The 24231-nt window shown below is 56.3% G+C and carries 22 protein-coding genes; 10 read left to right on the top strand and 12 right to left on the bottom strand.

Annotated elements, in window-relative coordinates; all coding sequences use genetic code 11:
• Positions 1-194: 194 nt before the first annotated feature.
• Positions 195-992, top strand: coding sequence for an alpha/beta fold hydrolase (locus tag AAZT04_RS17780; protein WP_434681173.1), 798 nt, complete (start codon positions 195-197; stop codon positions 990-992).
• Positions 993-1143: 151 nt separating this feature from the next.
• Positions 1144-2592, top strand: a complete 1449-nt coding sequence (locus AAZT04_RS17775) for an amidohydrolase family protein (RefSeq protein WP_434681171.1) — start codon at positions 1144-1146, stop codon at positions 2590-2592.
• Positions 2593-2640: 48 nt separating this feature from the next.
• Here the strand turns inward: AAZT04_RS17775 and dkgA are convergent, their stop codons facing one another.
• Entirely contained in the window at positions 2641-3465 is an 825-nt protein-coding gene (dkgA, locus tag AAZT04_RS17770; RefSeq protein ID WP_434681169.1) for a 2,5-didehydrogluconate reductase DkgA, read from the bottom strand.
• A gap of 268 nt (positions 3466-3733) precedes the next feature.
• Complete coding sequence (gene yqhD / locus AAZT04_RS17765) at positions 3734-4897, bottom strand: alcohol dehydrogenase (RefSeq protein WP_020828656.1); 1164 nt, start codon at positions 4895-4897, stop codon at positions 3734-3736.
• A 222-nt stretch (positions 4898-5119) separates the two neighbouring features.
• Here yqhD and AAZT04_RS17760 point away from each other — a divergent pair, with 222 nt between their 5' ends.
• The gene (locus AAZT04_RS17760; RefSeq protein WP_218167687.1) at positions 5120-6007 is read left to right on the top strand and encodes an AraC family transcriptional regulator; all 888 of its coding nucleotides are present in this window, start codon (positions 5120-5122) and stop codon (positions 6005-6007) included.
• 20 nt (positions 6008-6027) lie between these two features.
• On the opposite strand, the gene AAZT04_RS17755 is transcribed toward AAZT04_RS17760, so the two are convergent.
• Positions 6028-7056 carry a zinc-dependent alcohol dehydrogenase family protein gene (locus tag AAZT04_RS17755; RefSeq protein ID WP_020828654.1) on the bottom strand — a complete coding sequence of 343 codons (1029 nt, stop codon included), beginning with the start codon at positions 7054-7056 and terminating at the stop codon, positions 6028-6030.
• A 108-nt stretch (positions 7057-7164) separates the two neighbouring features.
• On the opposite strand from AAZT04_RS17755, the gene AAZT04_RS17750 reads away from it, so the two are divergent.
• Positions 7165-8085 carry a LysR substrate-binding domain-containing protein gene (locus tag AAZT04_RS17750; protein ID WP_434681166.1) on the top strand — a complete coding sequence of 307 codons (921 nt, stop codon included), beginning with the start codon at positions 7165-7167 and terminating at the stop codon, positions 8083-8085.
• A gap of 27 nt (positions 8086-8112) precedes the next feature.
• Here the strand turns inward: AAZT04_RS17750 and AAZT04_RS17745 are convergent, their stop codons facing one another.
• Together AAZT04_RS17745 and metC are read right to left on the bottom strand one after the other, a co-directional pair.
• Positions 8113-8775 carry a DedA family protein gene (locus tag AAZT04_RS17745; protein WP_419225724.1) on the bottom strand — a complete coding sequence of 221 codons (663 nt, stop codon included), beginning with the start codon at positions 8773-8775 and terminating at the stop codon, positions 8113-8115.
• A 154-nt stretch (positions 8776-8929) separates the two neighbouring features.
• Complete coding sequence (metC, locus tag AAZT04_RS17740; protein WP_046372620.1) at positions 8930-10126, bottom strand: cystathionine beta-lyase; 1197 nt, start codon at positions 10124-10126, stop codon at positions 8930-8932.
• A 458-nt stretch (positions 10127-10584) separates the two neighbouring features.
• On the opposite strand from metC, the gene exbB reads away from it, so the two are divergent.
• Positions 10585-11559 (top strand): tol-pal system-associated acyl-CoA thioesterase, encoded by a 975-nt coding sequence (gene exbB / locus AAZT04_RS17735; protein ID WP_020828650.1) that lies wholly within the window; start codon positions 10585-10587, stop codon positions 11557-11559.
• A gap of 3 nt (positions 11560-11562) precedes the next feature.
• Positions 11563-11985, top strand: coding sequence for a TonB system transport protein ExbD (gene exbD, locus AAZT04_RS17730; protein ID WP_020828649.1), 423 nt, complete (start codon positions 11563-11565; stop codon positions 11983-11985).
• 64 nt (positions 11986-12049) lie between these two features.
• On the opposite strand, the gene AAZT04_RS17725 is transcribed toward exbD, so the two are convergent.
• Complete coding sequence (locus AAZT04_RS17725) at positions 12050-13243, bottom strand: IS4 family transposase (RefSeq protein ID WP_434681163.1); 1194 nt, start codon at positions 13241-13243, stop codon at positions 12050-12052.
• A gap of 201 nt (positions 13244-13444) precedes the next feature.
• On the opposite strand from AAZT04_RS17725, the gene AAZT04_RS17720 reads away from it, so the two are divergent.
• Together AAZT04_RS17720 and AAZT04_RS17715 are read left to right on the top strand one after the other, a co-directional pair.
• The gene (locus AAZT04_RS17720) at positions 13445-13705 is read left to right on the top strand and encodes a type II toxin-antitoxin system ParD family antitoxin (protein WP_434681161.1); all 261 of its coding nucleotides are present in this window, start codon (positions 13445-13447) and stop codon (positions 13703-13705) included.
• Positions 13705-13998 (top strand): type II toxin-antitoxin system RelE/ParE family toxin, encoded by a 294-nt coding sequence (locus AAZT04_RS17715; protein ID WP_434681358.1) that lies wholly within the window; start codon positions 13705-13707, stop codon positions 13996-13998. Before AAZT04_RS17720 ends, AAZT04_RS17715 begins: the two co-directional genes overlap by 1 nt.
• A gap of 50 nt (positions 13999-14048) precedes the next feature.
• On the opposite strand, the gene AAZT04_RS17710 is transcribed toward AAZT04_RS17715, so the two are convergent.
• The 6 genes from AAZT04_RS17710 to AAZT04_RS17685 form a co-directional block, all read right to left on the bottom strand.
• Positions 14049-14867, bottom strand: coding sequence for a shikimate 5-dehydrogenase (locus tag AAZT04_RS17710; RefSeq protein WP_261158761.1), 819 nt, complete (start codon positions 14865-14867; stop codon positions 14049-14051).
• A gap of 36 nt (positions 14868-14903) precedes the next feature.
• The gene (locus AAZT04_RS17705; RefSeq protein ID WP_048759788.1) at positions 14904-15947 is read right to left on the bottom strand and encodes a LacI family DNA-binding transcriptional regulator; all 1044 of its coding nucleotides are present in this window, start codon (positions 15945-15947) and stop codon (positions 14904-14906) included.
• Positions 15948-15968: 21 nt separating this feature from the next.
• Positions 15969-17378, bottom strand: coding sequence for a glycoside hydrolase family 32 protein (locus tag AAZT04_RS17700; protein ID WP_434681356.1), 1410 nt, complete (start codon positions 17376-17378; stop codon positions 15969-15971).
• Positions 17378-18748, bottom strand: a complete 1371-nt coding sequence (locus AAZT04_RS17695; protein ID WP_020828643.1) for a sucrose-specific PTS transporter subunit IIBC — start codon at positions 18746-18748, stop codon at positions 17378-17380. Before AAZT04_RS17695 ends, AAZT04_RS17700 begins: the two co-directional genes overlap by 1 nt.
• Positions 18749-18813: 65 nt before the next feature.
• Positions 18814-20229, bottom strand: a complete 1416-nt coding sequence (locus AAZT04_RS17690; RefSeq protein WP_434681158.1) for a carbohydrate porin — start codon at positions 20227-20229, stop codon at positions 18814-18816.
• A gap of 229 nt (positions 20230-20458) precedes the next feature.
• Positions 20459-21388: an aminoimidazole riboside kinase gene (locus AAZT04_RS17685; protein WP_434681156.1), complete on the bottom strand. Its 930-nt coding sequence runs from the start codon at positions 21386-21388 to the stop codon at positions 20459-20461.
• A gap of 580 nt (positions 21389-21968) precedes the next feature.
• Between AAZT04_RS17685 and AAZT04_RS17680 the strand changes: the two genes are divergently transcribed.
• Positions 21969-23684 (top strand): ShlB/FhaC/HecB family hemolysin secretion/activation protein, encoded by a 1716-nt coding sequence (locus AAZT04_RS17680; RefSeq protein WP_046372625.1) that lies wholly within the window; start codon positions 21969-21971, stop codon positions 23682-23684.
• 10 nt (positions 23685-23694) lie between these two features.
• The gene (locus AAZT04_RS17675; RefSeq protein ID WP_020828639.1) at positions 23695-24225 is read left to right on the top strand and encodes a toxin-activating lysine-acyltransferase; all 531 of its coding nucleotides are present in this window, start codon (positions 23695-23697) and stop codon (positions 24223-24225) included.
• Positions 24226-24231 lie beyond the last annotated feature (6 nt).

Raw genomic sequence — 24231 nt, 5'->3', positions numbered from 1 at the left:
CAAATCATTGCCTTACCGTACCATCACAAACAGGAGGGGGGAGATGAGCGATTTCCCGCTTGAACCGCCACACAATTTTCCTCGCCGGCTGGCAGAGCATAAGCATCTACTACAGTTCTTGTGGGAAACGGCCAAATCTGGCCGGATCGCCATTCACCCCTGCATCCCACTTTCTGCATGATGAGGGAACAAGCATGAGCATGAAAACGATAACGCTGGGCAGCAATTCATTCGACTACCAGGACAGCGGCAGCGGGGACACCACCCTGCTGTTGCTTTCCGGTTGGTGCCAGGATCACCGGCTTTTTAAACACCTAATACCGCTGCTGGCGCAACACTATCGCGTACTTAATATTGATTGGCGCGGGCACAATGCCGCACGCAGTTATGACGGCGATTTTGGTATGGATGATCTCACGGCCGATCTGGTTCTGTTTCTTGACCGGCTGGATGTTGAGCGCTTGATTCCGCTCTCTACATCCCATGGCGGCTGGGCCAACATCGCTTTAAGCCAGCAACTGGGCCCGTTGCGGGTACCGAAAACCATCGTGGTGGACTGGTTGATGACCGGAGCTTTTACCGATCTGCTGCAGAATTTACAGCAGAGCCAGCGGCCGGAAAGCTGGCAACAGGCGCGAGATGCCCTGTTTGCGGAATGGGTAGCCCATACGGATAACCAGGATGTGATCAACCATGTCCAACAGGAAATGGCCGGATTCGATCAGGAGATGTGGATCCGTTCTTGTCGGGAAATCGAGTTGGCCTATGGGCAATTTGGCTCTCCCCTGCAACGCCTGGAACAGCTCACCCCTGAGCGTCCGGTAATGCACCTCTATTCACAACCGCATAGCGCAGAGTATGACCAGTTACAGCGCGAGTTTGCCCAACGCCACCGCTGGTTCAATCCGGTAAAAATTACGGGGGCGAGTCATTTCCCCACCCTGGAATCGCCGGACAAAGTGGTGATGGAAATTCGGTCATTTATTGGCTAGGCAACATCCCGCCGTAGCAACAGCGCTCCTAATGATGAGCAGATTCATAAGAATGTGCGTAGCCGTATTTATGTCGTTCGGCCTGTCTGCCGTGATTAAACCACCGACATTGTGCACGCCTGTTTTCCAGTGGGTAATCAGGAGGTAAAACATGAGCATGCAGGTCGATCGTAAGGTCATCACTGGCGGTCATATTATCACCATGGATGCAGAGTATGGGGAATTGCCCCAGGGGGCGCTGCTGATTGAAAATGGCCGGATCGCAGCGCTGGCGGAAAACGCAAAAGCGTTTAGTCATCTGGATGCCGAGGTGATCGATGCGCGTGGTGCGATCGTGTTGCCGGGTATGATCGACAGTCATCGCCACACATGGATGTCGTTGTTTCGGGGGATCTCCGGCGATATGTCGTTGCCGGAATTTCTGGCAAATACGTTTTATGGGCTGGGGGCCTTGGTGACCGCCGAGGATTTGTCCGCTGCCACCCTGGTGGGGGCGCTCGAGGCCATAGACAGCGGGGTCACAACCATCCTCGACTGCTGTGACTGTGTGAATAGCCCGGATCATGCCGTCGCGGCGATCGAATCACTGCAACAATCCGGTATCCGTGGCGTGTATTCCTATGGATTTCAGGTTTATGATTTTCAGCCCGCCGGTTTTTCCAGCCATCAAGAACGCGTCAATTTTGCCGCTGAATTGCGCGAGCGTTATTTTAGCGACGATCAGGGTTTGTTGCGCATGGGGACCTTGCTCAGCGATTTCGGCACCGTGCCCTTTACGCAGACAGCGGCGGAGATCCGCATGGCGCAGCAGCAGGATATCCTGATTGCTTCTCATACCGGCGCACTGCCGAATAGCCGGTTATTGAAAGGGTTACAGGAGCTGGACGATCATCAATTGCTGCAGCCCGGTCACCTGCATATTCACTGTTCCGGTCTGACCGATCCCGAATGGCGGCTGTTGGCTAAAACCGGCGCTAAAGTCAGCATTGCCCCCGAAACTGAAATGCAAATGGGCATGGGCTTTCCTCCCATCAGAGCCTGTCTGGATCACGGGATAGCCCCGGCGATCAGCACTGACATTGTCTGCGTGGGGTCTGGGGATCTGTTTTCGCAGATGCGGCTGGGGCTGCAAACCCAGCGCTGCCTGGATAACCATCAGCACCATATCCGTGGTGAAGTGGTTTCTGAACTTTCTCTCTCGGTGGGGGATGCGTTGCGTTGGGCGACCCACGGCAGCGCGGCTGCGCTGGGAATGGAGACAAGTATTGGTTCGCTGACACCGGGAAAACAGGCCGATGTGATTATGCTTAAACATCAGCGGGCGATGGTGCCTTCTTCTTTCCCAAGGGCGAGCAGCGTGTTGCAGTCCCATGCCGCCGATGTAGATACGGTGATCATCAACGGCCAGACTCGCAAGCGGCATGGCGAACTGGTGGGACAGGATATGGCCGCCATCCGGCAACGTGCCGCTCAGGCGCTGGCGCGTATTCAGCAGGCGGCGCTCGGGCGCGCAGAGATCACCGGAGCAGAAGCGGTTGCCTGGCTTAGGGAGGCGGAGCGGAGAGCGTCGGTAAATCTGGCGGAGGCCTATCGCCGATAAGCGTACTTTGGATGATGCTGCGCCCGACCGAAGCCGGGCGCAGGGAGATTACAGTGAGTCCGGATCCGGCCCCAGGCGGTTGCCGATATCCAGTTTGGCAATTTCGCCCAGTTCGTCTTTATCCAGTTTGAAGTCGAAGACTTCGAAGTTTTCACGAATGCGCGCTGGCGTGACCGATTTCGGGATCACGATCAGCCCGCTGTCCAGGTGCCAGCGCACCACGATTTGCGCCGGGGTTTTCTCGTATTTTTCCGCCAGTTTTTTGATCACCGGTTGGTCGAATACCCCTTCGCCACCCTGTGCCAGTGGGCTCCAAGATTCGGTCGCAATATGGTGGGTTGCGTTCCAGGCGCGTAGCTGACGCTGTTGCAGCAACGGGTGCAGCTCGATTTGGTTAATCACCGGTGCGACATTGGTTTCGTCCAGCAGGCGCTGCAGGTGCGGGGTGTGGAAATTGCATACCCCGATGCTTTTGACCAACCCCTGCTCGCGCAGTTTGATCAGCCCGCGCCAGGCGTCGACATATTGGTCCTGCTGCGGCCTTGGCCAGTGGATCAGATACAGATCGACGTAATCCAACTTGAGTTTTTCCAGGCTGGTTTCCAGCGCGCCTTGCGGGTCGCCCTGATCGTCGTTCCACAGTTTGGTGGTGATAAACAGCTCATCGCGTGGTATTGAGGTGGATTGCAGTGCTGCGCCAACCCCTTCCTCATTCTTGTAGATTGCAGCGGTATCGATCGAGCGATAGCCCACCTCCAGTGCTTTAAGCACCGCCTGGGTGGTTTCTGAAATACTCGCCTGCCAAACGCCGAGACCCAACTGCGGCATCAGATTACCATCGTGGAGTTTGATGATGGGTTGTTGCGTTGTCATGCGTATCTCCTTGTCAACGGATTGCCCGGTGCTGCATGCACCGGAAACGGCTATTAATAAATTCTAGTTGGCAAATTGGGGGAGTGCTGAGTTTGCTAACCAAATTCCAGCGCTGTCGGGATAGGGCGGCTACAGGTCATGTTTTCTCCCATGGGTTAATCAGATGAGGATCGGCAGCGCGAATAGCGCATTGAACTGCGCCCGATGAAGAGTCGGGCGCAGGAGAGAAGTTGAAACTAAAGCCTAGCAGGAAATAGGCGGTTTGCGATTAACGCGCCGCGTTATAAATGCGTTGGCTGACTTCGAGGGTGATGTCTTGATGCTCGCCAAGTGCTGTCATGCCGTGCTGATGCAGTTTATCAAGCAACGCCGGGATAGAGCTGCCGTCGAGCTGGTAATCCGCCATGCGGGTCGGTACGCCCATTTGTTCGAAGAAAGCACGAGTGGCGGCAATGGCACCGTCGATGCGGCTGTCTTCACTGCCATCGCGCAGGCCCCAAACGCGGTCGGCGTACTGCAGCAGTTTTTCGCGTTTCTGCGCTTTTTTCTCGATCAGCAGCGCAGGCAGAACAATCGCCAGCGTCTGGGCATGATCCAAACCGTGCATGGCGGTCAATTCGTGGCCCAGCATATGGGTTGCCCAATCCTGCGGCACACCGGCACCGATCAGGCCGTTCAAGGCCATGGTTGCGCTCCACATCACGTTGGCGCGCACCGCATAGTTTTCCGGCTCGGACAGCGCGCGCGGGCCATCTTCCAACAGCGTCAGCAGCAGGCCTTCGGCAAAGCGATCTTGCACTTTGGCGTCGACCGGGTAGGTCAGGTACTGCTCGATGGTGTGGACAAAGGCATCGACTACGCCATTGGCGATTTGGCGCGGCGGCAGAGAGTAGGTTACTACCGGATCCAGCACCGCGAACAGCGGTTGCACGTGTGGCGAGAAGAAATGCTGTTTGTCGCCGCTGCTTTTGCGGGTGATCACTGCGCCGCTGTTGGACTCAGAACCGGTGGCCGGCAGTGTCAGTACGCAGCCCATTGGCACCGCGCCTTTGATTTCACTGCCCACGGTTTTCAGGATGTGCCATGGATCGGCATCCGCCTGATAATGGGCCGCTGCGGCAATAAACTTGGTGCCATCAACCACGGAGCCGCCGCCGACCGCCAGCAGGAAATCGATATTCTCTGCGCGCACCACTTCGACCGCTTTCATCAGCGTTTCGTAGGTTGGGTTAGGCTCAATGCCGGAAAACTCCTGCACGTTGCGGCCCGCCAGTGCGGCATACACCTGATCCAGCACGCCATTTTTCTTCACGCTGCCGCCACCGTAGGTGATCAGAATGCGTGCGTCGGCAGGGATCTGCTGTGCCAGGCCGGCGATTTGGTCTTGGCCGAACAGGATTTTGGTTGGGGTATGAAGAATAAAGTTTTGCATGGGTAATTTCTCTTCTGCATGTGGCAAGCGCCGCTGGCGCAAAATATCTGAGGTGTATTGTCAGTAACTTGGCTCAGCAGCACAATGCACATTCCTGCCCGAGTCTTGCCTATTCCTACAAAGTGTTGTAGAAAAATAGAGTTTTAAACTATTATTTATGCCGAATTATTCTTAATGTAAGAGGGTGTTTCCGTGAGCGAAATCGATGAACTGCGCGGCCGCATGGCGCGCCAGGCGGCCTGCTTTGCCGAGAGCAACGGTTACACGCCCTCGCCGGTGCCGCTGGTGAAAATTCTTTATGTCGATCGTCATTGCCCGCGCCAGCCGGTGATGTATGAGCCGGGTGTGGTGATCATTTTCCAGGGGCATAAGGTCGGCTACTGCGGTAATCGGGTTTTCCAGTATGACCCGCGCAATTATCTGTTGATGACGGTGCCGCTGCCGTTTGAGTGCGAAACCTTCGCCAGCCCGGAATTGCCGCTGGTGGGGCTGTCGGTGAATATCGACAGCCAAATGCTGCAGGACCTGTTGATCGACATCGGCGATGACGACTACCTGGTGAAGCCGCGCAGAGAAAGCAGCGGGGTGAACCTGGCCGAGCTGTCGGAAGAACTGTTGTGCGCCACCGAACGCCTGCTGGATGTGATGGCCAAACCGCTGGATGCACGCGTACTGGGGCCGCAGATTGTACGTGAAATTCTCTACCACGTACTGCGCGGAGCCTGTGGCGCCTCATTGCAGGAATTGGTTAACCGCCATACGCACTTCAGCCAAATTGCCAAGGCGCTGCGGCGTATTGAGAACCAATATGCGGACAATCTCAACGTTGAGCAGTTGGCGGGGGAGGTGAATATGAGCATCTCGGCGTTTCACCATAACTTCAAGGCGGTGACCAACACCTCGCCGCTGCAATATGTGAAATCCTATCGCTTGCACAAGGCGCGTTTGCTGATGGTACACGACGGTTTGAAAGCCAGCACCGCGGCGATCCGTGTCGGCTACGAAAGCGCTTCGCAGTTCAGCCGCGAGTTCAAACGTTTCTTTGGCGTGACGCCGAGTGACGAAGTTGCCCGACTGCGCGAAAACCCTCCTTTAATGATGGAAGGTTAATCTCGCCGCCGGGCAGTGATTCAGCGCGTCAGCACAATTTTACCGAATGCTCCGCGATCGAGGTGATCGAGCGCCTGCGGCAATTGATCAAAGCGGTAGCGCTGGTCGATCACCGGCTGTAGGGCATTAACGTCCACCGCACGCACCAGATCTTCCAGTGCGCGGCGGTGGCCGACACCAATACCCTGAATGACCGGTGATTTCATCAGCAGCGGCCCTGCGGGAGCCGAAACTTCAAAGCCCTCCAGCGCCCCGATCACCGAGATACGCCCGTGCACCGCAACGGCGCGCACCGAATTACCGAGATTAGGGCCACCCACGGTGTCAATCACGTGGTCGATGCCGCGATCCTGGGTCAACTGGTACACCTTTTCTACCCAGTCCGCAGTCAGACGGTTAATGCCATGATCGGCACCCAAGGCTTTGGCTCGCGCCAGTTTTTCATCGCTGCCGGAGGTAACATAGACCTCGGCACCCAGCATTTTGGCGATTTGCAGCCCGAACAGCGCCACGCCACCAGTGCCCTGTACCAGCACCGATTCTCCGGCGTGCAGCTGGCCCTGTTCCACCAGCGCGAACCAGGCGGTCAGTCCGGCACAGGGCAGGGTACTGGCCTGCGCATCGTCCAGCGAGGTGGGCGCAGCCGCCAACCAGTCTTCGTGCAGCACCACGTATTCCGCCAGCATGCCCTGATAAAAGCCGCCCAGAGTGCGGTAGGGTGGGATGCGCGCATTACCATAGGGTTTTTGCCGGCCATCGATCCAGCCGGGGCTAAAGGTGGAAATCACCCGTTCGCCGGGCTGAAAACGGGTGACGTCGGGCCCAATGGCGTCGACTTCGCCGGCCATGTCGGAGGCTGGCGTGAAGGGCTGCGGCAGTTCTAGTCCCATGCCGGTTTCAATGACCAGTTTGTCGCGGTAATTGAGCGATACCGCATTCACTTTCACTCTGATCTGGTGCGGTCCCGGTTGCGGTATGACGCTTTCGTTCAGTTGCAGGTGTTGGCGCCCCAGGGCGTCCATTGTCCAGCGTTGCATTGTTTCGGCCATGATTGACTCCAAAGTCAGCGATAAACAGACCTGCTGATAATATCGTTGATAGAAGTTCGCCAGTGGCGATAAGATTTCCTTTGATTGTTTCTTTCAGGGCTACAAATCATGAGCGATCGATTGAACGGCATTTCGGTATTTGTCACCGCGGTGGAGGCAGGCAGTTTTGCGCTGGCGGCTAGCCGGCTACACCTTTCGCGTTCGGCGGTGGGGAAAACCATCGCCCGCCTGGAGCAACGGTTGGCCGTTCGCTTGTTTCATCGCACGACCCGCAGCCTGAGCCTGACCGACGACGGTGCGCTGTTTTACGAACGTTGTCTGCGGGCACTGGAAGAGATACGTACCGCAGAAATGCTGCTGGAGTCGGGGAAGCAGCAGGTCAACGGCAGGCTGAGGGTGTCGATGCCGGTGCTGTTTGGCCGCATGTGCATTGCGCCGCTGTTGACCAGTATGGCGCGTGAGCATCCTGGGCTGGAGTTGGAGCTGTCATTCAACGACCGCGTGGTGGATTTGATTGAGGACGGTTTTGACCTGGCGATCCGCAACGGTACGCTGGTCAGTAGCAGTGGGTTGGTGGCACGGCGCGTTGGCGACCACCGTATGACATTGTGCGCGGCTCCGGAATATCTGTTGCGCAGCGGCGAACCCAAAACCCTCGAACAGTTGGCACAACATGATGCGGTGACCTACATGCGCGCCGGCGTGGTTCGCAACTGGACGCTTCTGGATGCCTGCGGAAAAGAGCAGGAGGTGATACCGAAGAAAGGGTTACAGATGGATGACCTGCAGGCGATTGCGGATGCCACGGTAGCGGGGTTTGGCATAGCCTGGTTACCTTGCTGGCTGGTGCGCGAATCGTTGTTGGAAGGGGAATTGGTCAGGCTGATGCGCAATCGGCCCGGCATGTCATTCGACGTTCACGCGGTTTGGCCGCAAACGCCGCATTTGCCTTTGAAGGTTCGATTGGCGGTGGATACGCTGGTGAGCAAGCTGCCTCCCAGACTGGCGTTGGTTGAAAAAGCGCTTTAAGGGCGACGATGGCCGCCCGTCCGGGTATCAGGAAGAGGCGGCGCGTTTTTTACGCCAGATAACCAGCATGCCGCCCACCAGGCCAACCAGCAGCAGCACCAACGGCAGTATCATCAGCCCGGTCATCACCTGGCTCTCATAGCGTTTAACCAAAGGGATCTGGCTGAAAGCGTAGCCGAGGCCGACCACTGCACCTACCCAAATCACCGCGCTTAGCCAGTTAAAGAACTGAAAACGGGTGCTGTTCAGGCCAGAAATCCCGGCCATGGTGGGCAGCAGGGTGCGAACAAAACCCAGAAAACGGCCGATGACCAGCGCCGTCAGGCCATGGCGGTTAAACAGGTTGTGTGCACGTTGGTGATACTGAGCGGGCAGTTGCAGCAACCAGCCTTTGACCAGATTGGTATGGCCCAACCAACGGCCCTGCAGGTAGCTCAGCCAGCAGCCCAGGCTGGCGGCGATGGTCAAAATGATCAGCGTTGGCACAAAGGCCATCACGCCTTTGGCGATCAGCGCGCCGGATAACAGCAGCAGGCTGTCGCCGGGTAAGAAGGAAGCTGGCAGTAGTCCGTTTTCTAAAAATAGAGTGGTGAAAAGCACCGCATAAACCACCCAAATTACGCTGGGATCGGCAAGGGCAATGAAGTCCTGCTGCCAAAGCGCATGAACAATCTCTCGTAATACATCCATTATTTATCCTGTTGCATACCGGTTGCGCCTGGCTTCAGGGTATCCAGGGCACAGTGTTGGCCGTATCTGACAGTTACCCGCCTAGTGTAACGCTAATAGCTTAAGCACACATTAAACAAGGCGAATAAAGTTGCCGATGCAAGCAGGCGTTCTGTTAGCGCGTATTGGCAATTCGGTCGAACCCGGCGGCGAGATCGGCGATCAGATCCTGCACATTTTCCAGGCCGATATGCAGGCGTACCAGAGTGCCGGAGAAGTCTATGCCACCCGCTGGGCGAATGGCTTCCAGTTCTTCCGGCTGATTAGCCAGGATCAAGGATTCAAAGCCGCCCCAGGAATAGGCCATGCTGAAGTGGCTGAAGTTATCCAGAAACTCGGCTAACTGCACGTCGCTCAGGCGCTGTTTCAGCACGAAAGAAAACAGGCCGTTGCAGCCGTTAAAATCGCGCAGGTAAAACTCGTGGCCCTTGCAACCAGGCAGCGCCGGGTGATTGACCACCGCCACTTCTGGTCGCTGGGCCAGCCAATGGGCGACTTCGATGCTGCTCTGCTGGTGCTGCTTCAGGCGTACGCCCAGGGTGCGCAAACCGCGGCTGGCCATATAAGCGGTATCGGCGTCTACCATCTGGCCCATCAAATAAGAGTATTCACGCAGTTGGTCCCAACAGCGCTCGTTAGCCACGGCGGTGCCGAGCATGTAATCGGAATGGCCGATAATATATTTGGTGCCAGCCTGAATCGAAATGTCGATATCAAAATCCAGCGCCTTGAACAAAATGCCGGCCGCCCAGGTGTTATCGATCATGATTACCACTTCAGGTGCCACGGCGCGAATCGCCTGCACCATCGCCGGGATATCCTGGATCTCCATAGTGATCGAGCCGGGTGATTCAAGGAACACCACACGGGTATTGGGTTGAATCAGTCCGGCGATATCGGCGCCGATCAGCGGGTCGAAATAGGTGGTTTCCACATTCATGCGGCTCAGAATATGGGTACAAAAGTCCTGCGTCGGCTCATAGACGGAGCCGGTCATCAGCAGATGGTCGCCCGCGCCGACAAAGGACAGAATGGCGTTGGAGACCGCCGCCGCGCCGCAAGGATAGAGCACGCAGCCCGCGCCGCCCTCCAGCTCGACCATCGCATCCTGCAACGCGAAGTGGGTCAGGGTGCCGCGTCGGCCGTAAAACAGCTCGCCATGAGCACGTTTGGCGGTAGCCTCTTTTTTGGCCGCCACGGAGTCAAATACCAATGAAGAAGCGCGTTGGGTGACGGGGTTGACGGAGCCCTGGGTATAGCGCTTGCTGCGCCCGGCGCCAATCAGGGTAGTTTCGATGTTTTTAGACGTCATAGGAGCGGGCTCACCTTTGCTTGATCTTCACGGGCCATTTGCAATAGCCCTTACGTTAGCACGACGCTTTATAGCCATCCAGACGTTTTAACATCCAAATGTAGAAACGGCTATAATCTTCTGCTCAATCGTGCTCTCGCATGCCATCCTTCTGCCTGACGGCGATAACCAAGCGAGTTTATCGGTGAGACCGGGATGTAACAGTAAAATGCGACAAATCCCCTGTCTTTGTTGCAGCCCTGTGCGGTAAAAGTGACGAAATAGCCCTATAAAGGGTACATATAGGCTCGAACAGGCGGCGAATGGGTTCGCCAGGGAGCCATAAGTGCGCCGCAGGAGTAATTTTCCCGATTATTTGGTAAATAATAATGAGAACTACTATCAATCCCTGATTGGTTTGATATGATCGCACGCTGAATTATTCCTCAATTTTGATCGGTAACGGGTGGAGGCACAGCGTGAAAACGGCTGGCAAGAATTTAAATCAAGGATCGTTCGGTCAGGGCCGGGCGCAATGGGGCCAGGCGTTCGGCCGTGGTCTGTTAGCTTCAATGGTATTGGTGGCAGGTCTGGCCGGCAGTGCTCATGCGGCACCGGCGACTAATCCGGCCGTTACCGAAAGCGTGGCTCCGGCAGCCAGCGCGCCTGCTGCGGCAGCGCCTGAAACCCTCACTCCGGTCAACCCGCAACCGACCATCCAGCCGCCGGAAACCCGCGGTATGGACCTGTCCGTCTGGGGTATGTACCAGCATGCGGACATCGTGGTGAAAATCGTGATGATCGGCCTGGTGCTGGCGTCTATCGTCACCTGGACCATCTTGTTCTCCAAGGGCAGCGAACTGTTCCGCGCCAAGCGCCGTCTGCGCCGCGAACAGCTGGCGTTGGCCAACGTACGCTCGCTGGACGAAGCGTCCGAACTGGCGCAGAGCTTCTCTGACGAAAGCATCAGCTCCGTGTTGCTGAATGATGCGCAAAACGAACTGGAGCTGTCGGCGGCGTCCAACGACAACAATGGCATCAAGGAACGTACCGGTTTCCGTCTGGAGCGTCGCGTAGCGGGCTACAGCCGTAACATGGGACGTGGCAATGGCTTCCTGGCGACCATCGGTGCCATTTCGCCGTTTGTCGGTCTGTTCGGTACCGTTTGGGGCATCATGAACAGCTTTATCGGCATCGCCCACTCACAAACCACCAACCTGGCCGTGGTTGCGCCCGGCATCGCAGAAGCGCTGCTGGCTACCGCACTGGGCCTGGTCGCCGCTATTCCGGCAGTGGTGATTTATAACATCTTTGCCCGTGTGATCAGTGGTCACCGCGCTCAGGTTGGCGACGTAGCGGCACAGGTTCTGCTGTTGCTGGGCCGTGATTTGGATCTGGCCGCCACGGCGGAAGCCAAACGCTCACAGCATTCACACCAACTGCGGGTGGGGTGAGTTATGGCGATGCGCTTAAATGAAGATCTGGACGACAGCGGCGAACTGCATGAAATCAACGTGACGCCGTTTATCGACGTCATGCTGGTGCTGTTGATCATCTTTATGGTGGCCGCGCCGCTGGCAACGGTAGATATCCGTGTCGATCTCCCGGCGTCCTCCGCCAAACCTCAGCCGCGTCCGGAAAAGCCGGTGTTCCTGTCGGTGAAAGCGGACAAACAGCTCTATGTTGGTGAGCAGGCGGTCAGTGCAGATCAACTGACGTCGGTGCTGGATCAACGGACGCAGGCGAACAAAGAGACCACCATCTTCTTCCAGGCGGATAAGAGTGTGGACTACGAAACGCTGATGAGCGTAATGGATACGCTGCGTAAAGCCGGCTACCTGAAAGTGGGGCTGGTGGGGATGGAAGGCACCGCCAAGTAGCGGGCTGGCATCACCCAGGATTAGAAGGGCGCTCAGGCGCTGAGGGATCCCCACTAAATCAGCGCTAATAAACCAACACCATATTTCGGTAGGTTTTGGCGAGGTGGTTAAGAATGGTGCTCAGCACCGTTCGACGTAAAATTAGCGGAGAATGTCGAAGGACATTCTCCGCTAATGTCAGATACGAGATCACCCGGCGCGATTTAATGCTGTTGGCCTGATATCTCAGATGTAATCCCTTATTTTCAGCGTGATAACCCACAAGCCACAGCACTATTGTGCTCAGTGTCGCCAGCAGGCTCAGTACCTGCATCCTTCCACATGAACGGCTATAGCTGGCTCGCAGACCAAACCCAAAACGCTCACTCTTCTCATCACGAAAGTTCTGTTCTATTTGCATCCGACGACTGTATAACTTCATGACTTCACGAGGCTTAAAATCATTCGTACTGCTGAAGATAAGCCACGGTTCTTTTGCTGCTGAGCGAGCGTCTTTAATTTGTGAGGGTCTGTCGATACCGCAGCGGGAACGCTTATATTTTCTCCCCTCCGCCGCTTTTTTATGGAGGTAAAAGTATCCGTCACATCTGGCGTAATCAGCCCGGGCAAGGGTTCCAGCCCCCAGGTATTCCGGTTTGTTTTTGGCTACTAATATTTGCCGCCTGAACCAGTATTCACCTTTACTGTCGAGGCATAACTGAATATTGCCCCTGATACGACCAATAAAATCCCAGCCGAGTGACTTAATATGCCGGAACCAGGCATTCTGGAATCCTGCGTCAGTGAGAATGATGACTCTGGCTTTCGGGTTTACCGCCTCAAAGAGTTCATCAAGGAATGCTTTTTGTATCATAGCATTATGCTTTTTTTTTGACGGTACAACTTCGCTCAGCAGCGGGATGGAACGTCCGTCACAAATCAGACTGGCACGAAGGACGTGATATTCCTGTGACGGATAACCGCTCCAGTCAACGGCAATGACGCACAGGGGCAACTGACTTGTCAGCATCGAGATAATGTTTCTAAAAATCAGAGGAATATCATGGTGAAGTGACTCGTTACCCAGCAGACGGTCAACACGTTTAATTTTGTTTTTAACCTGAGCCTGACCGGGTAAAAATCGTCCGATGCTGGTTAGAGTCAGTGAAGCACCGTTGATTAATGCAACGGTTGCATCCAGCAAAGCATTTTGGCGATATTTGTGGAACGGGGTTAAAGCCTCACGGAAGAACTTCTGACATACTCGGCGAGCAGGCATAGAGATGATCTCATTGAATTGTTGGAACAATCAGTAGATCACAAAACTCTATGCCTGTCTTTTTCACCCGCCCATTACTGGGGATTCCCCAGCGCTCAGGCGCCCTTTTTTATTGACTGAATTTCGTACAGGGGCTTGACGCATTGCCGACAAATGAAAATACTAATAGATAGTAATTAACACTACTTTCCGGAGTCGGCCATGCCAACTAGCATTGCTTTAAGCCCTCATTTTGAAAAGTTCGTTCATGAGCAAATTGACAGCGGACGTTACGGCAACGTCAGCGAAGTGATACGGGCAGGGCTGCGTCTGCTTGAAGAACATGAGCGCGCGATGAAAATTGAAGAGTTGCAAGTGGCCATTGTACAGGGAGTTGAAAGTGGTGAGGGAGTCCCGGCGGATGAGGCGTTTGCGCGCTTGCGGGCTAAATACCAACGGATGGTGGATAACGTAAGTGACTGATTAAGCTAACAATATCGCCGGCAGCGATATATGACATTGAAAGTATTGGCGATCATATTGCACAGGATAACCCGGCCCGGGCGCTGAGTTTTATTTCTGAACTGTATAACCAATGCCAGCGAATCGGCGAGTCGCCGGAAACCTACCAAAAGCGACCTGAGCTTGGTCGGGACGTCAGGATCAGCGCCTACGGCAAATACCTAATCGTTTTCACAGCGATACAACGTAATGTCAGGATCGAGCGAGTACTTCACGGTGCGAGAAATATTTTGCGTCTGCTGGCTCATCGCTAGGCCATCAAGGCCGCTCAAACGAACCGCGGCCCTGGCGTTGTTTAGCGTTTTTAACCGCGAGCGTGCGCTGCAGCACGGGCGATTTGCTCATCGGTAGGACGTACGCCGGTGTAGAGGACAAACTGTTCCAGCGCCTGCAACGCAATCACTTCTGCCCCGGTAATCACCTGTTTGCCGTGCTCACGTCCGTAACGGACCAGCGGGGTTTCCGCAGGCAGTGCCACCACGTCGAAGACGATTTTCGCCGCATCGACAGTCGCGGGCGCGAAAGCCAATTGCTCCGCTTCTGCACCGCCGGCCATGCCGATTGGCGTTACGTTGATCACCATATCCACTTTTAGCTCATCGACTTGCGCCTGCCACTGATAACCGTATGCACTGGCCAGAGCCTGTCCGGCCTGCGGGTTGCGGGCGATGATATGGCCATTTTTAAAACCGGCGTCACGCAGTGCCGCGGTCACCGCTTTTGCCATACCGCCGCTGCCGCGCAGGGCAAAGGAGGTTTCTGTCGGGATTTGGTACTGGGCCAGCAATTTGGCGATGGCGATATAATCCGTGTTATAGGCCCGCAAAAAACCGGCGTCATTGACGATGGTATTGACCGATTCAATCGCCGTTGCGGAAGCGTCCAGCTCATCGAGGAAAGGGATGCAGCTCTCTTTGAACGGCATGGAAACCGCGCAACCACGGATGCCCAAAGCCCGTACTCCGCCCACTGCCGCCTGGATATCCTGGGTAGTGAACGCCTTGTAGATAAAGTTCAGATCCAGTTCCTGATACAGATAGTTATGAAAGCGAGTACCGAAGTTGCCTGGGCGACCGGCCAGCGACATGCACAGCTGGGTATCTTTGTTAATCTCACGGCTCATGCTGAGCTCCTTAAGCGGGAAAAGAAAAAACTCAAGTCAGGGCTGGCCGAGCAGCGCCTTCGAACCGGCGTGGCGCCAGTGGATATTGCCCGGCAGGTAAAGCGCGTTCTGTTCCAGGGGCTGCTCGTCAATCAGCGCGCTGACCATGTCGAAACTGTGTTGCGCCAGAGCACGACAGTCTTGGGCCACGGTGTCGATTTTCAGCGTCAGGCCATCGAACAGGTAGTGATCGTCGAAACTGCACAAATGCAGGTCGCTCTCCATCAACTGGTGCTGATTCAGGTAGCGCAACACCCCTTCCAGCAGACCACAGGCGGCGGTAAATAACGCTTTTGGCGGACGGCCCAACTGTGCGCACAACTGGGCGAACATCTCGTAGCCGGAGCTGGGGTGATAATTGCCGTTGATGATCCATTCCGGTTTACACACCACGCCGGCGCGCTCAAGGCCGAGCTGAAAACCGGCCAATCGATCGCGGGTTGGCGAGATGCGCGGTTGCCCGCCAAGGAAATAGAACTCGTCAGGATGCTGGCGCGCGACGTTCTCCACCAGCGTAGCGGTCGAGCTCAGCGAGTCGGTGATCACCAGCGGCAGTTCGGAGCCGGTAATCAAGCGGTCCATCTGCACTACCGGCAAGCTGGCGTTAATCTTTTGGTATTCCGCATCGTTGAGCTGGCTGGAGGCGACAATCAGGCCGTCGACCTGACGCTGCACCAGGCTGTTCACCGCCATCATTTCCTGCGCCGGGTTTTCGTCGGTACAGGCGATCAGCAACTGCAAACCGGCCTCGCGGCACAGGGTTTCCAGCTCGCGTGAAATCACCGCAAAACCGTAGTTGGTCATTTCCGGCACCACCAGCCCCAGGGTATGGCTACGGGAGGAACGCAGCGAACGGGCATGGAAGCTGGGCTGGTAATGGTGCTCGCCGGCCAGCGCCAGGATGCGATCGCGGGTATCGTCGGACACCCGATACTCCTTGCTGCGGCCATTAAGCACCAGGCTGGCGGTCGATTTCGACACGCCGGCCAGTGCGGCAATATCACTGATGGTTATGCGTTTATTTTTTTTCACTGACGGCATCTGAATTCATCGAAGGATGCGTCATTCTAGCATGCATGGCGTCAGCGACCAGTGCTCGAGCGCCAGCTGCGCTTTACCGCTCAGGTGCAGCAAGGGTTGTGGGCCGGGGAAGTAGCGCGAACTCATGGTCGCTTCGCCGTGGTTGATAAAAATCTCCACGCTCGAACGGTCGAACAGTATCTGCAGCTGAGTCAGCTCACCGCGCCAGTAACGGTGCTCCGGCTGCCCGCTGCGCAGGTTGTTGCGCGTCAGCCGCAGCACGGTGCCATCCCAATTCAGGGCCATCGCCCCGCCAAAGTCGGCGTTGAACGCGCCGTTTGGCGCCAGCAGCAGTTCCGCGCTGTCGACAGGCCAGCAGGGCGCGTCGTCGGCGGTGCCCTGCCATTGGCGGTTTTCGCCCCTCAGCTGTTGCAGTTCACGTGCCGGACGTTGGCAGAGTCTGCCGTTATGCAACGACAGCTCCCGTGGGCAGGTCAGAATATGGATCCAGCCATACTGCAGGGTCGGGTGGCAATCCTCGTCTTGCTCCGGCACGCCCATCCAGCCAACCAGTAGCCGGCGACCGTCTTCGGTCAGGGTGGTCTGCGGCGCGTAGAATTCAAACCCGGCATCCAGTTCGTGGAAATCCTGATGGTCGAAAGTGACCTGTCGATAGTCCAGCCTGCCGGTGAAATACCCCGCCTGGTAAACATTGAGATAGCGTTCGGCCTCCGCCGCCAGGCCTTGCGGGCAGCAGATAAGCACCTCGGCATCGTCCAGCGTAAACAGATCCGGGCATTCCCACATATAGCCGAAGTCACCGATGCCGTTCAGCTGTGAGCCGGCGATTTCACCCAGCAACTGCCAGTTTCGCAGCTCGGCGGAGCGCAGCAGTAAAACCTTACCGCGATCCTGCAGGTCACGGGCGCCGAGCACCATGTACCAGTTGTCCTGATGGCGCCAGACCTTCGGATCGCGCACGTGGCCGCTATAACCCGGCGGCAGCGGCAATACAGGCCCGAGCTTGTCATAACCGCCGTGAGCATTTTCCTGCGCCAGGCATTGATAGGCGGTGCGCGAGCCGTCGGGATATTTTACGTTGCCGGTGTAGGCCAGCATGATTTTGCCGTCTGCCACTATCGCCGAGCCGGAATAACAGCCATGGCTGTCGTAGCAGGCTCCCGGCACCAGCGCCACCGGCTGGTGCTGCCAGTGGACCAGATCCGTCGACTGCCAGTGACCCCAGCATTTGTTGCGGTGATCGCAGCCCAGCGGGTTCCACTGATAGAACAGGTGGTAAACCCCGTTATGCTGAATAAAGCCATTGGGATCGTTGAGCAGCCCGACGCTGGGGGCCAGGTGCCACGCCGGTCGGTGCGGATCGCGCAGCGCCTTGGGCATGCCGCTCATCATCGCCTGAACGGCCTGTTTCATCAGGTTTAGTTCTTCCATCATTCACTGTCCGTTTTGTATTTCAGCAACAACGAGAGGGTAAAGGCGCTGCCAAAGGCGATCACCAGACCAATGATATAACTCACCAGCGAACTGGCCTGCACGATTGCCATTCCCGGAATCGCCGTGAGCCCGACGGCGTTCATGCCGACATGATTGGCCACCACCCAGGCTCCACCGAGCGCACCGCCCGCCAGAGCCGCCAAAAACGGTTTCACAAAGCGCAGGTTGATGCCGAAAAGCGCCGCTTCGGTAATGCCAAGCATGGCGGAAAAGGCCGAAGGTACCGCAATGGCTTTGATTTTTGCGTCACGGGTTTTGAAATACACCGCCAGACAGGCGCCACCCTGGGCGATGTTGGCCATTGACCAGATCGGCAGCAGGAAGTTAACGCCGATATTCGGGTTACCGAGCAGTCCGGCTTCGACGGCGTGGAAGCTGTGGTGAATGCCGGTGATCACGATAGCGGAATAGAGGCCGCCGAACAGCAAGCCGGCAAACCAACCGGCGTGGGTAATCAACGTGCTGAGGACAAAGGAGATGCCGTCACCCAGTGCGCGCCCGGCGGGGCCGATAAACAGCATGGCGACGAAGCCGGAGATCACCACCGTCAGGAACGGCGTCAGGATCAAATCCAGCGCGTTGGGGATCACCTTACGCAGCTGTTTTTCCAGTACGCTCATAAACCACACCGTCAGCAGCACCGGGAATACCGTGCCCTGATAGCCGATCATGGCGATCTCCAGCCCGAAGAAATCCATGGTATGGAAACCACCTGCCACGCCCCAGGCGTTGGTCAGCGCCGGATGCGTCAGAATGCCGCCGAGCGTGGCTCCCAGATAGGGGTTACCGCCGAACTCGCGCGCCGCGGTGAAACCGATCAGGATCGGTAAAATGATGAACGCCGCCGAACTGAACATGTCCAGCATCACGAACAGGGCGCTGTTGGCATCGGCCCAGCCGTAGGTTTTCACCATGCCGAGCAGGCCCATCAGCAGGCCGGAGGCGACGATGGCCGGAATGATCGGCACGAAGATATTCGACAGCAGGCGGGCGATGCGTTGCAGCGGATTAAGTTTTTTAGCGGCTATGTCGGCAGCTTCCGATTTGCTGGATTCGCTGACGCCGGCCGCTTTGATAAATTCCGCGTGCACCTTGTTGACCAGCCCGGTACCGAAAATCACCTGGATCTGCCCGGCGTTGCTAAAGCAGCCTTTCACCCCGTCCAGCTTGCCGATCGCCACTTTGTCTACCTTGCTGTCATCCACCAGCACCAGACGAAGGCGCGTGGCGCAGTGGGCGGCACTGGCGATATTTTCTTTACCGCCGAGCAGCGGCAATAGCGCGTTGGCGGTTGCGGTTATGTCCATGTTCACTCCCTTCATAAATAAAAATGCCGCCGCGGTTTTTCGCGGCGGAAATCAGTTCATCCGCGTCAGAAGAAGTACTTGAATCTGGCACGTACGCCATAGCGCTGATCGTTATTGGCGTTGGCTATCTTGTTCTCGGCATTGGCCTCCAGCATCGAAACGTAGGCGCCGAGGTACAAATTGAAATTCTTCATATTCATGATGTTAGGTATCTGATACGAAGTATGGATTGTGTGGATGTCATACTTGCCCGGTTCGCTGAGCGGGTTGCTGATATCGGCCGTCATTCCGGCAGTGTTAAACTCTTTGATGTTGTTGTGAGCATAGATATAACCCACTTCAAAGCGGCGCCACAGCACGTTGACCCCGGCGGTAAAGTCCTGCTCGCCGGAGGCGTCAAGATAGGCAGTGCTCAGGTTGGCGACCACGCCGTTGTCCGGATGAGTGGCAGTGTTGTTCCAACTGAGGGTCATGCCATAGCCGTTGCGCTTGGATTGGTCGACGAATTGTCCCTGACCGTCATGGTAGCCATAGGCGTTGTTGACCACGTTGCTTTCCATCGCCACCGCCGCGCTGAGCCGATCTTTTTTCCAGGCGATCACCGGCCGCAGGTAGGCGACATTCTTTTTGTTATCCAGGCTGTTGCCGTGATAGGCGTCGTCCTGAAACAGCGAAGTACCGTCTTCGACCAGCGTATTCAGCTCGAAGTAGAAGTCGCCGGCGTACTTGCTCAGCATCAGGTTACCGCCGCTGCTGCTACGACCGCGTCCTTCTTTCATCATGTAGATATAACCGAAGCCATCAGCATACAAATCGTTGGCGGTATTGCCGGAATACTGGATGAAAGTGTCCTGATTGAGCGGGAACATGTCATAGGCTTCAAAGCGACCAATCTTGGTTTGCCAGTTCTTTTCGTTACCGAAGAAGAAGGCGGCATCGTCGAGGTTCATTTTGCCGGTCATGTCTGCCAGCGGTTGCACGCTGAAACCAGAAAAGTTGCCATCCGGGTTGCGGCGATAACCGTCCACGCCGACCAGTATGCGACCGTTGATATCCCACTTTTCTTTGTTACCGGGCTTCCAGTCCTTGTTGTCGCTGCCTTTCAACGACGTCAACTGGCCGCTGCGGCTGGCGCCGTCCAGGTTGAATTCGACGTCGCCGTATAGCTTGAGATCGGTTAAGCCGGTGAGCTTCAGGTTGCTGGCAGGTGCGGCCTGGGTTTCCAGCGTCGCGGTACGCTGCGCCACTTGTACGGTTTGCCGCTCGGTGTTGGCGGTACGCTGCTCCAACTGCTGAGCCTTGCGCTCCGCCGCCGTGGCGCGCGTTTCTGCCTGGCTCGCCCGTTGTTCGGCCTGCTGCAGCCGCTGTTCCAACGCATTGAGACGCGCTTCGATGCTGTCGTTGGCGCCTGCCGCAGCGGCAGAGGTAGAGGTAGAGATGAGAAGCCCTGTAGTGATGGCCAGATAGCTAAGTTTTTTCATGATTTTCTATCATCCGGGAAGGTTGTTATTATTTTTTGCTAAATTGCTAAACCGGTTTTTCAGGATGAAAGATAGTGAGTTGCTGTGCGGCTGGCAATCAAGTTTGCTAACCCGATTCAGCTATTGTGATCGACTCCGCAAATTGTGCCTGAACTGGCAAGGGCGAATGTGGCCCCGATATTGTTTGCTTAATCTCGGGTCTGTCGGGGCCGGGTTTACTGTGGGCGGCTCAGCGGCGAAGGAAGGCCCGGAGCTCGTCGGCATGCGGCAGCGCGGTCATCGCACCTTTGGCGGTAGTCGCCAATGCGCCGCAGGCCTGAGCCTGAGCGATCACCGCCGGCCATTGTTCCTCCTGCGGCAAAGCGCCGATCTGCGCCAGCGCCGCCAGCAGGCCGGCAACAAAAGCGTCGCCTGCACCGGTAGTATCGACAGGGGTGATTGTGGGGGCACGGAAATGCCGGATCTGCTTGCCGTCGTGTACGCATACGCCGTTGCCGCCCAGCGTCACCAGCAATAAACGCAGCGGGTAGCGTTGCATCATCCAGTCAATGGCACTATCCAACTCACCGATATTGCTGATAAAACTCAGCTCTTCCAGCGAGATTTTCACCACGTCTGCCAGCAGCAGGGCCTTTTGCAAACAGGTGCGCAGCGCATCCGGTTGACGCCAGACCTCTTCACGAATGTTCGGGTCAAAGCTGACCCAGCCGCCGGCCGCCTTGATGTTCTCCATGGCGGCAAACGTGGTGCTGCGGCTGGGCTCCTGCGACAAGGCAATAGAGCAGACGTGCAGCCATTCATCGGCGTTGAATTCAGGCAGATCTTCAGGCTGCAGGAACAGGTCGGCACTGGGATTGACCATGAAAGTGAAGGAGCGCTCGCCCGACAAATCAAGGTCCACCACCACGGTGGAGGTGTGGTGATCGGGGTCCTGGAACATATGGCCAATATCCACCTGTTCTTCGCTCAGTACCTGTTGCAAGAAGGTGCCGAAACTGTCTTGGCCAACCCGGCCGATAAAGGCGCTGTCGCCGCCCAGGCGGGCAATGCCAACCGCCACATTGGCAGGCGCACCACCGGGACACTTAAGGTAACTGTTTGAGTTTTCAGGCACCAGGTCGACGACTGCATCACCCAGAACCCATACGCGATTAACCATGTTCAACCTCTGTTTTCACCCGTGTCAGATGGCGAGCTAAAATAGAAGAACCGGTTTAGCATTGCAACGAAAGAATCTGTCGCACCAGGCGAAAGGCAGCAGACTGCGAGGTGGCTATGACTTGATGGCGGAATAAGTTATATCGATTGTGAATAAGTAACGCATTGACAAATATAATTAAAAAACAGCATGGCAATTAATCGCGAATTTGATTTCTGGTGGGAGCTAATAAAGTGGTTAATCGTATTTGAAATAGGAAATTTCTTAAAGGTTGTAACCTGTTTAGCGTTAATGACTCGGTGATGAATAATTGCATTGTTTAGATGCAATTATTCATGAATATGAATGTCGATTAAAATGGATTTATAAATATAGTGATTAAAAACAATTTGTTAGTTGTTATTTTTGGCTTAGCTTAACAGCGCCGGCATTAGCATTGCAGATCCTTCTTATTAAGCATTTTGTTACCCAGCGCCCATTACCGAGCAAAATTAAGTTGATCGTGAGCTATTCGTGCGCATAATGTTTGCGTTTATTTACAATTCTTATCTTTTATTTGTCTTTCGACAGGGAAAAAGTAATGCGCCACTCCGCTTACTCTTCGCTCGGCCTTGCTGTGCGCAAGGGCTGTATTCCATTTGGCTCCGTTGTCTTGCCGCTATTTATATTCAGCCAACCGTTGCTGGCGGCAACATCAAACAGCGAACAGCTGATCATACAGCAGCAGCGGCAAAAGGCGCTGGAGCAACAGCTGACCCCTCCGACGCCGGATGTGCGCTTGTCGCCACCTTCATCCAGTTTTGGACGTATTGCTTTCCCGCAGGAAAAACCCTGCTTCCCTATCGATCAGGTCGAATTGAGCGGCCAGGACAAACTCCCTCATTGGCTGCCGTTACAGCGCATCGCTAATCAGGCGCAGGGGCGCTGCCTGGGCGGGCAGGGCATTAACCTGTTGATGAGTACCCTGCAAAACCGGCTGGTGGATCACGGCTACATCACTACGCGCGTGCTGGCGCCGACGCAGGATCTGAAAAGCGGCAAGCTGCGGCTGGTGGTGGTGCCGGGTTACGTGCGGCAGGTGAAACTGACGCCTGACAGCGGCCATTACATTCAGCCTTACAGCAGCTTCCCGGCCCATGCGGGCAACCTGCTGGACCTGCGCGATATCGAACAGGGGCTGGAGAACCTGCAGCGCCTGCCGACGGTGCAGGCCAATATGGAAATCATCCCCGGCGAACAGCCCGGCGAAAGTGACATCGCCCTGAGCTGGAAGCAGGAACGCATGTGGCGTATTGGCGCCTCGCTGGATGATTCCGGCACCAAGAGTACCGGGCGCTATCAGGGTGGTTTAACGCTGTCGCTGGATAACCCGTTTTCGCTCAGCGATCTGTTCTATATCTCCGGCTCTACCGATCTGCAAAACCAGGGCGGCAAGGGATCGAAGAACATCACCGGGCACTATTCGGTCCCGTTCGGTTACTGGATGGCCGGGGTTACCGCCAACAGCTATGACTACCACCAGACCATTGCCGGTCAGAATCAGGATTACCGCTACAGCGGCAAAAGCAAGAATCTGGATTTCCAACTCAGCCGGGTGCTGCACCGCAACGGCAGCCAGAAAACTACGCTGACCTATGACGTGCTGGCGCGCGAGTCCAGTAACTACATCAACGATACCGAAGTGGAAGTGCAGCGCCGACGCACCTCGGGCTGGCGCCTGGGGCTGCAGCACCGCCACTACATTCAACAAGCTACGCTGGACGCGGGTGTCAGTTATCAGCGCGGTACCCGTTGGTTCGGCGCATTGCCTGCGCCGGAAGAGACCTTTGGCGAGGCCACGGCGCTCAGCAAAATTGTGCAGCTTAACGCCCAGCTCGACGTGCCATTCAGTCTGTTCAGCCAGAATTTCCGCTACAACGTGCAATACCAGCGTCAGATCAGCGATACGCCGCTGACGCCGCAGGATCAGTTCGCTATCGGCAACCGTTGGACGGTGCGCGGCTTTGATGGCGAACGCACCCTGAACGCCAATCACGGCTGGTTCGTCCGTAACGATCTGGCCTGGCGCACACCGTTGCAGGGGCAAGAGTTGTACCTCGGCGCCGACTACGGCGAAGTGGGCGGTTACGGTTCCGACTATCTGGTTGGGCAGCACCTGGCCGGTGGCGTGGTGGGGCTGCGCGGCTACGCCTTCAAGGTCGGTTACGATCTGTTCGCCGGCGTGCCGTTCTCCAAACCCGAGGGGTTCAGCACCAGCCCGGTCACCCTGGGCTTTAACCTGAGCTGGAACTACTGAGGGCACGACCATGCGCATAGGCGAATACGATATCAGGGCGCCGTTGATCCTCGGCGGCGAAGACAGTGAGGCAGAAGCCTTTGGTGCGGCGGTATGGCTGTGGATGCATTCACCGATGCACCGCGACGCCCCGCTGCACACCCTGCCGACCCTGCTGCTGCCGATCATCAAGCGACAGCAATATGTGCTGGCGTCGCACCAGAATCAGCCGGTGTTTTTCCTCAGTTGGGCCTGGATGAATCAAGAGGCCGAGGCGCGGTATTTGACGCAGCCTGCGGTGAATATGCTGGAAAGTGATTGGAACAGTGGCGATCGTCTGTGGTTCTGCGACTGGATAGCGCCCTTTGGGCACACGCGAGAAATGCGCAATCTGATCGCCCGGGAAATCTTCCCGCACCTGTGCATGCGGGCGCTGTATCACCGCGGAGAGCAGCGCGGAAAGCGCGTGGTGAACTTTAAAGGCGCGCAGGTTAGCCATCAACAGGCGCAGCAATGGTGGGCGAGCCACCCGTTAGCCGTCGAGCCATCAGAAATCCAATAAGGACAT

The organism is Serratia sp. Je.1.23.a (genome assembly GCF_051129805.1).
Lineage (GTDB): Bacteria > Pseudomonadota > Gammaproteobacteria > Enterobacterales > Enterobacteriaceae > Serratia > Serratia liquefaciens.
This window is presented reverse-complemented; position numbering and strand designations above follow the sequence as displayed.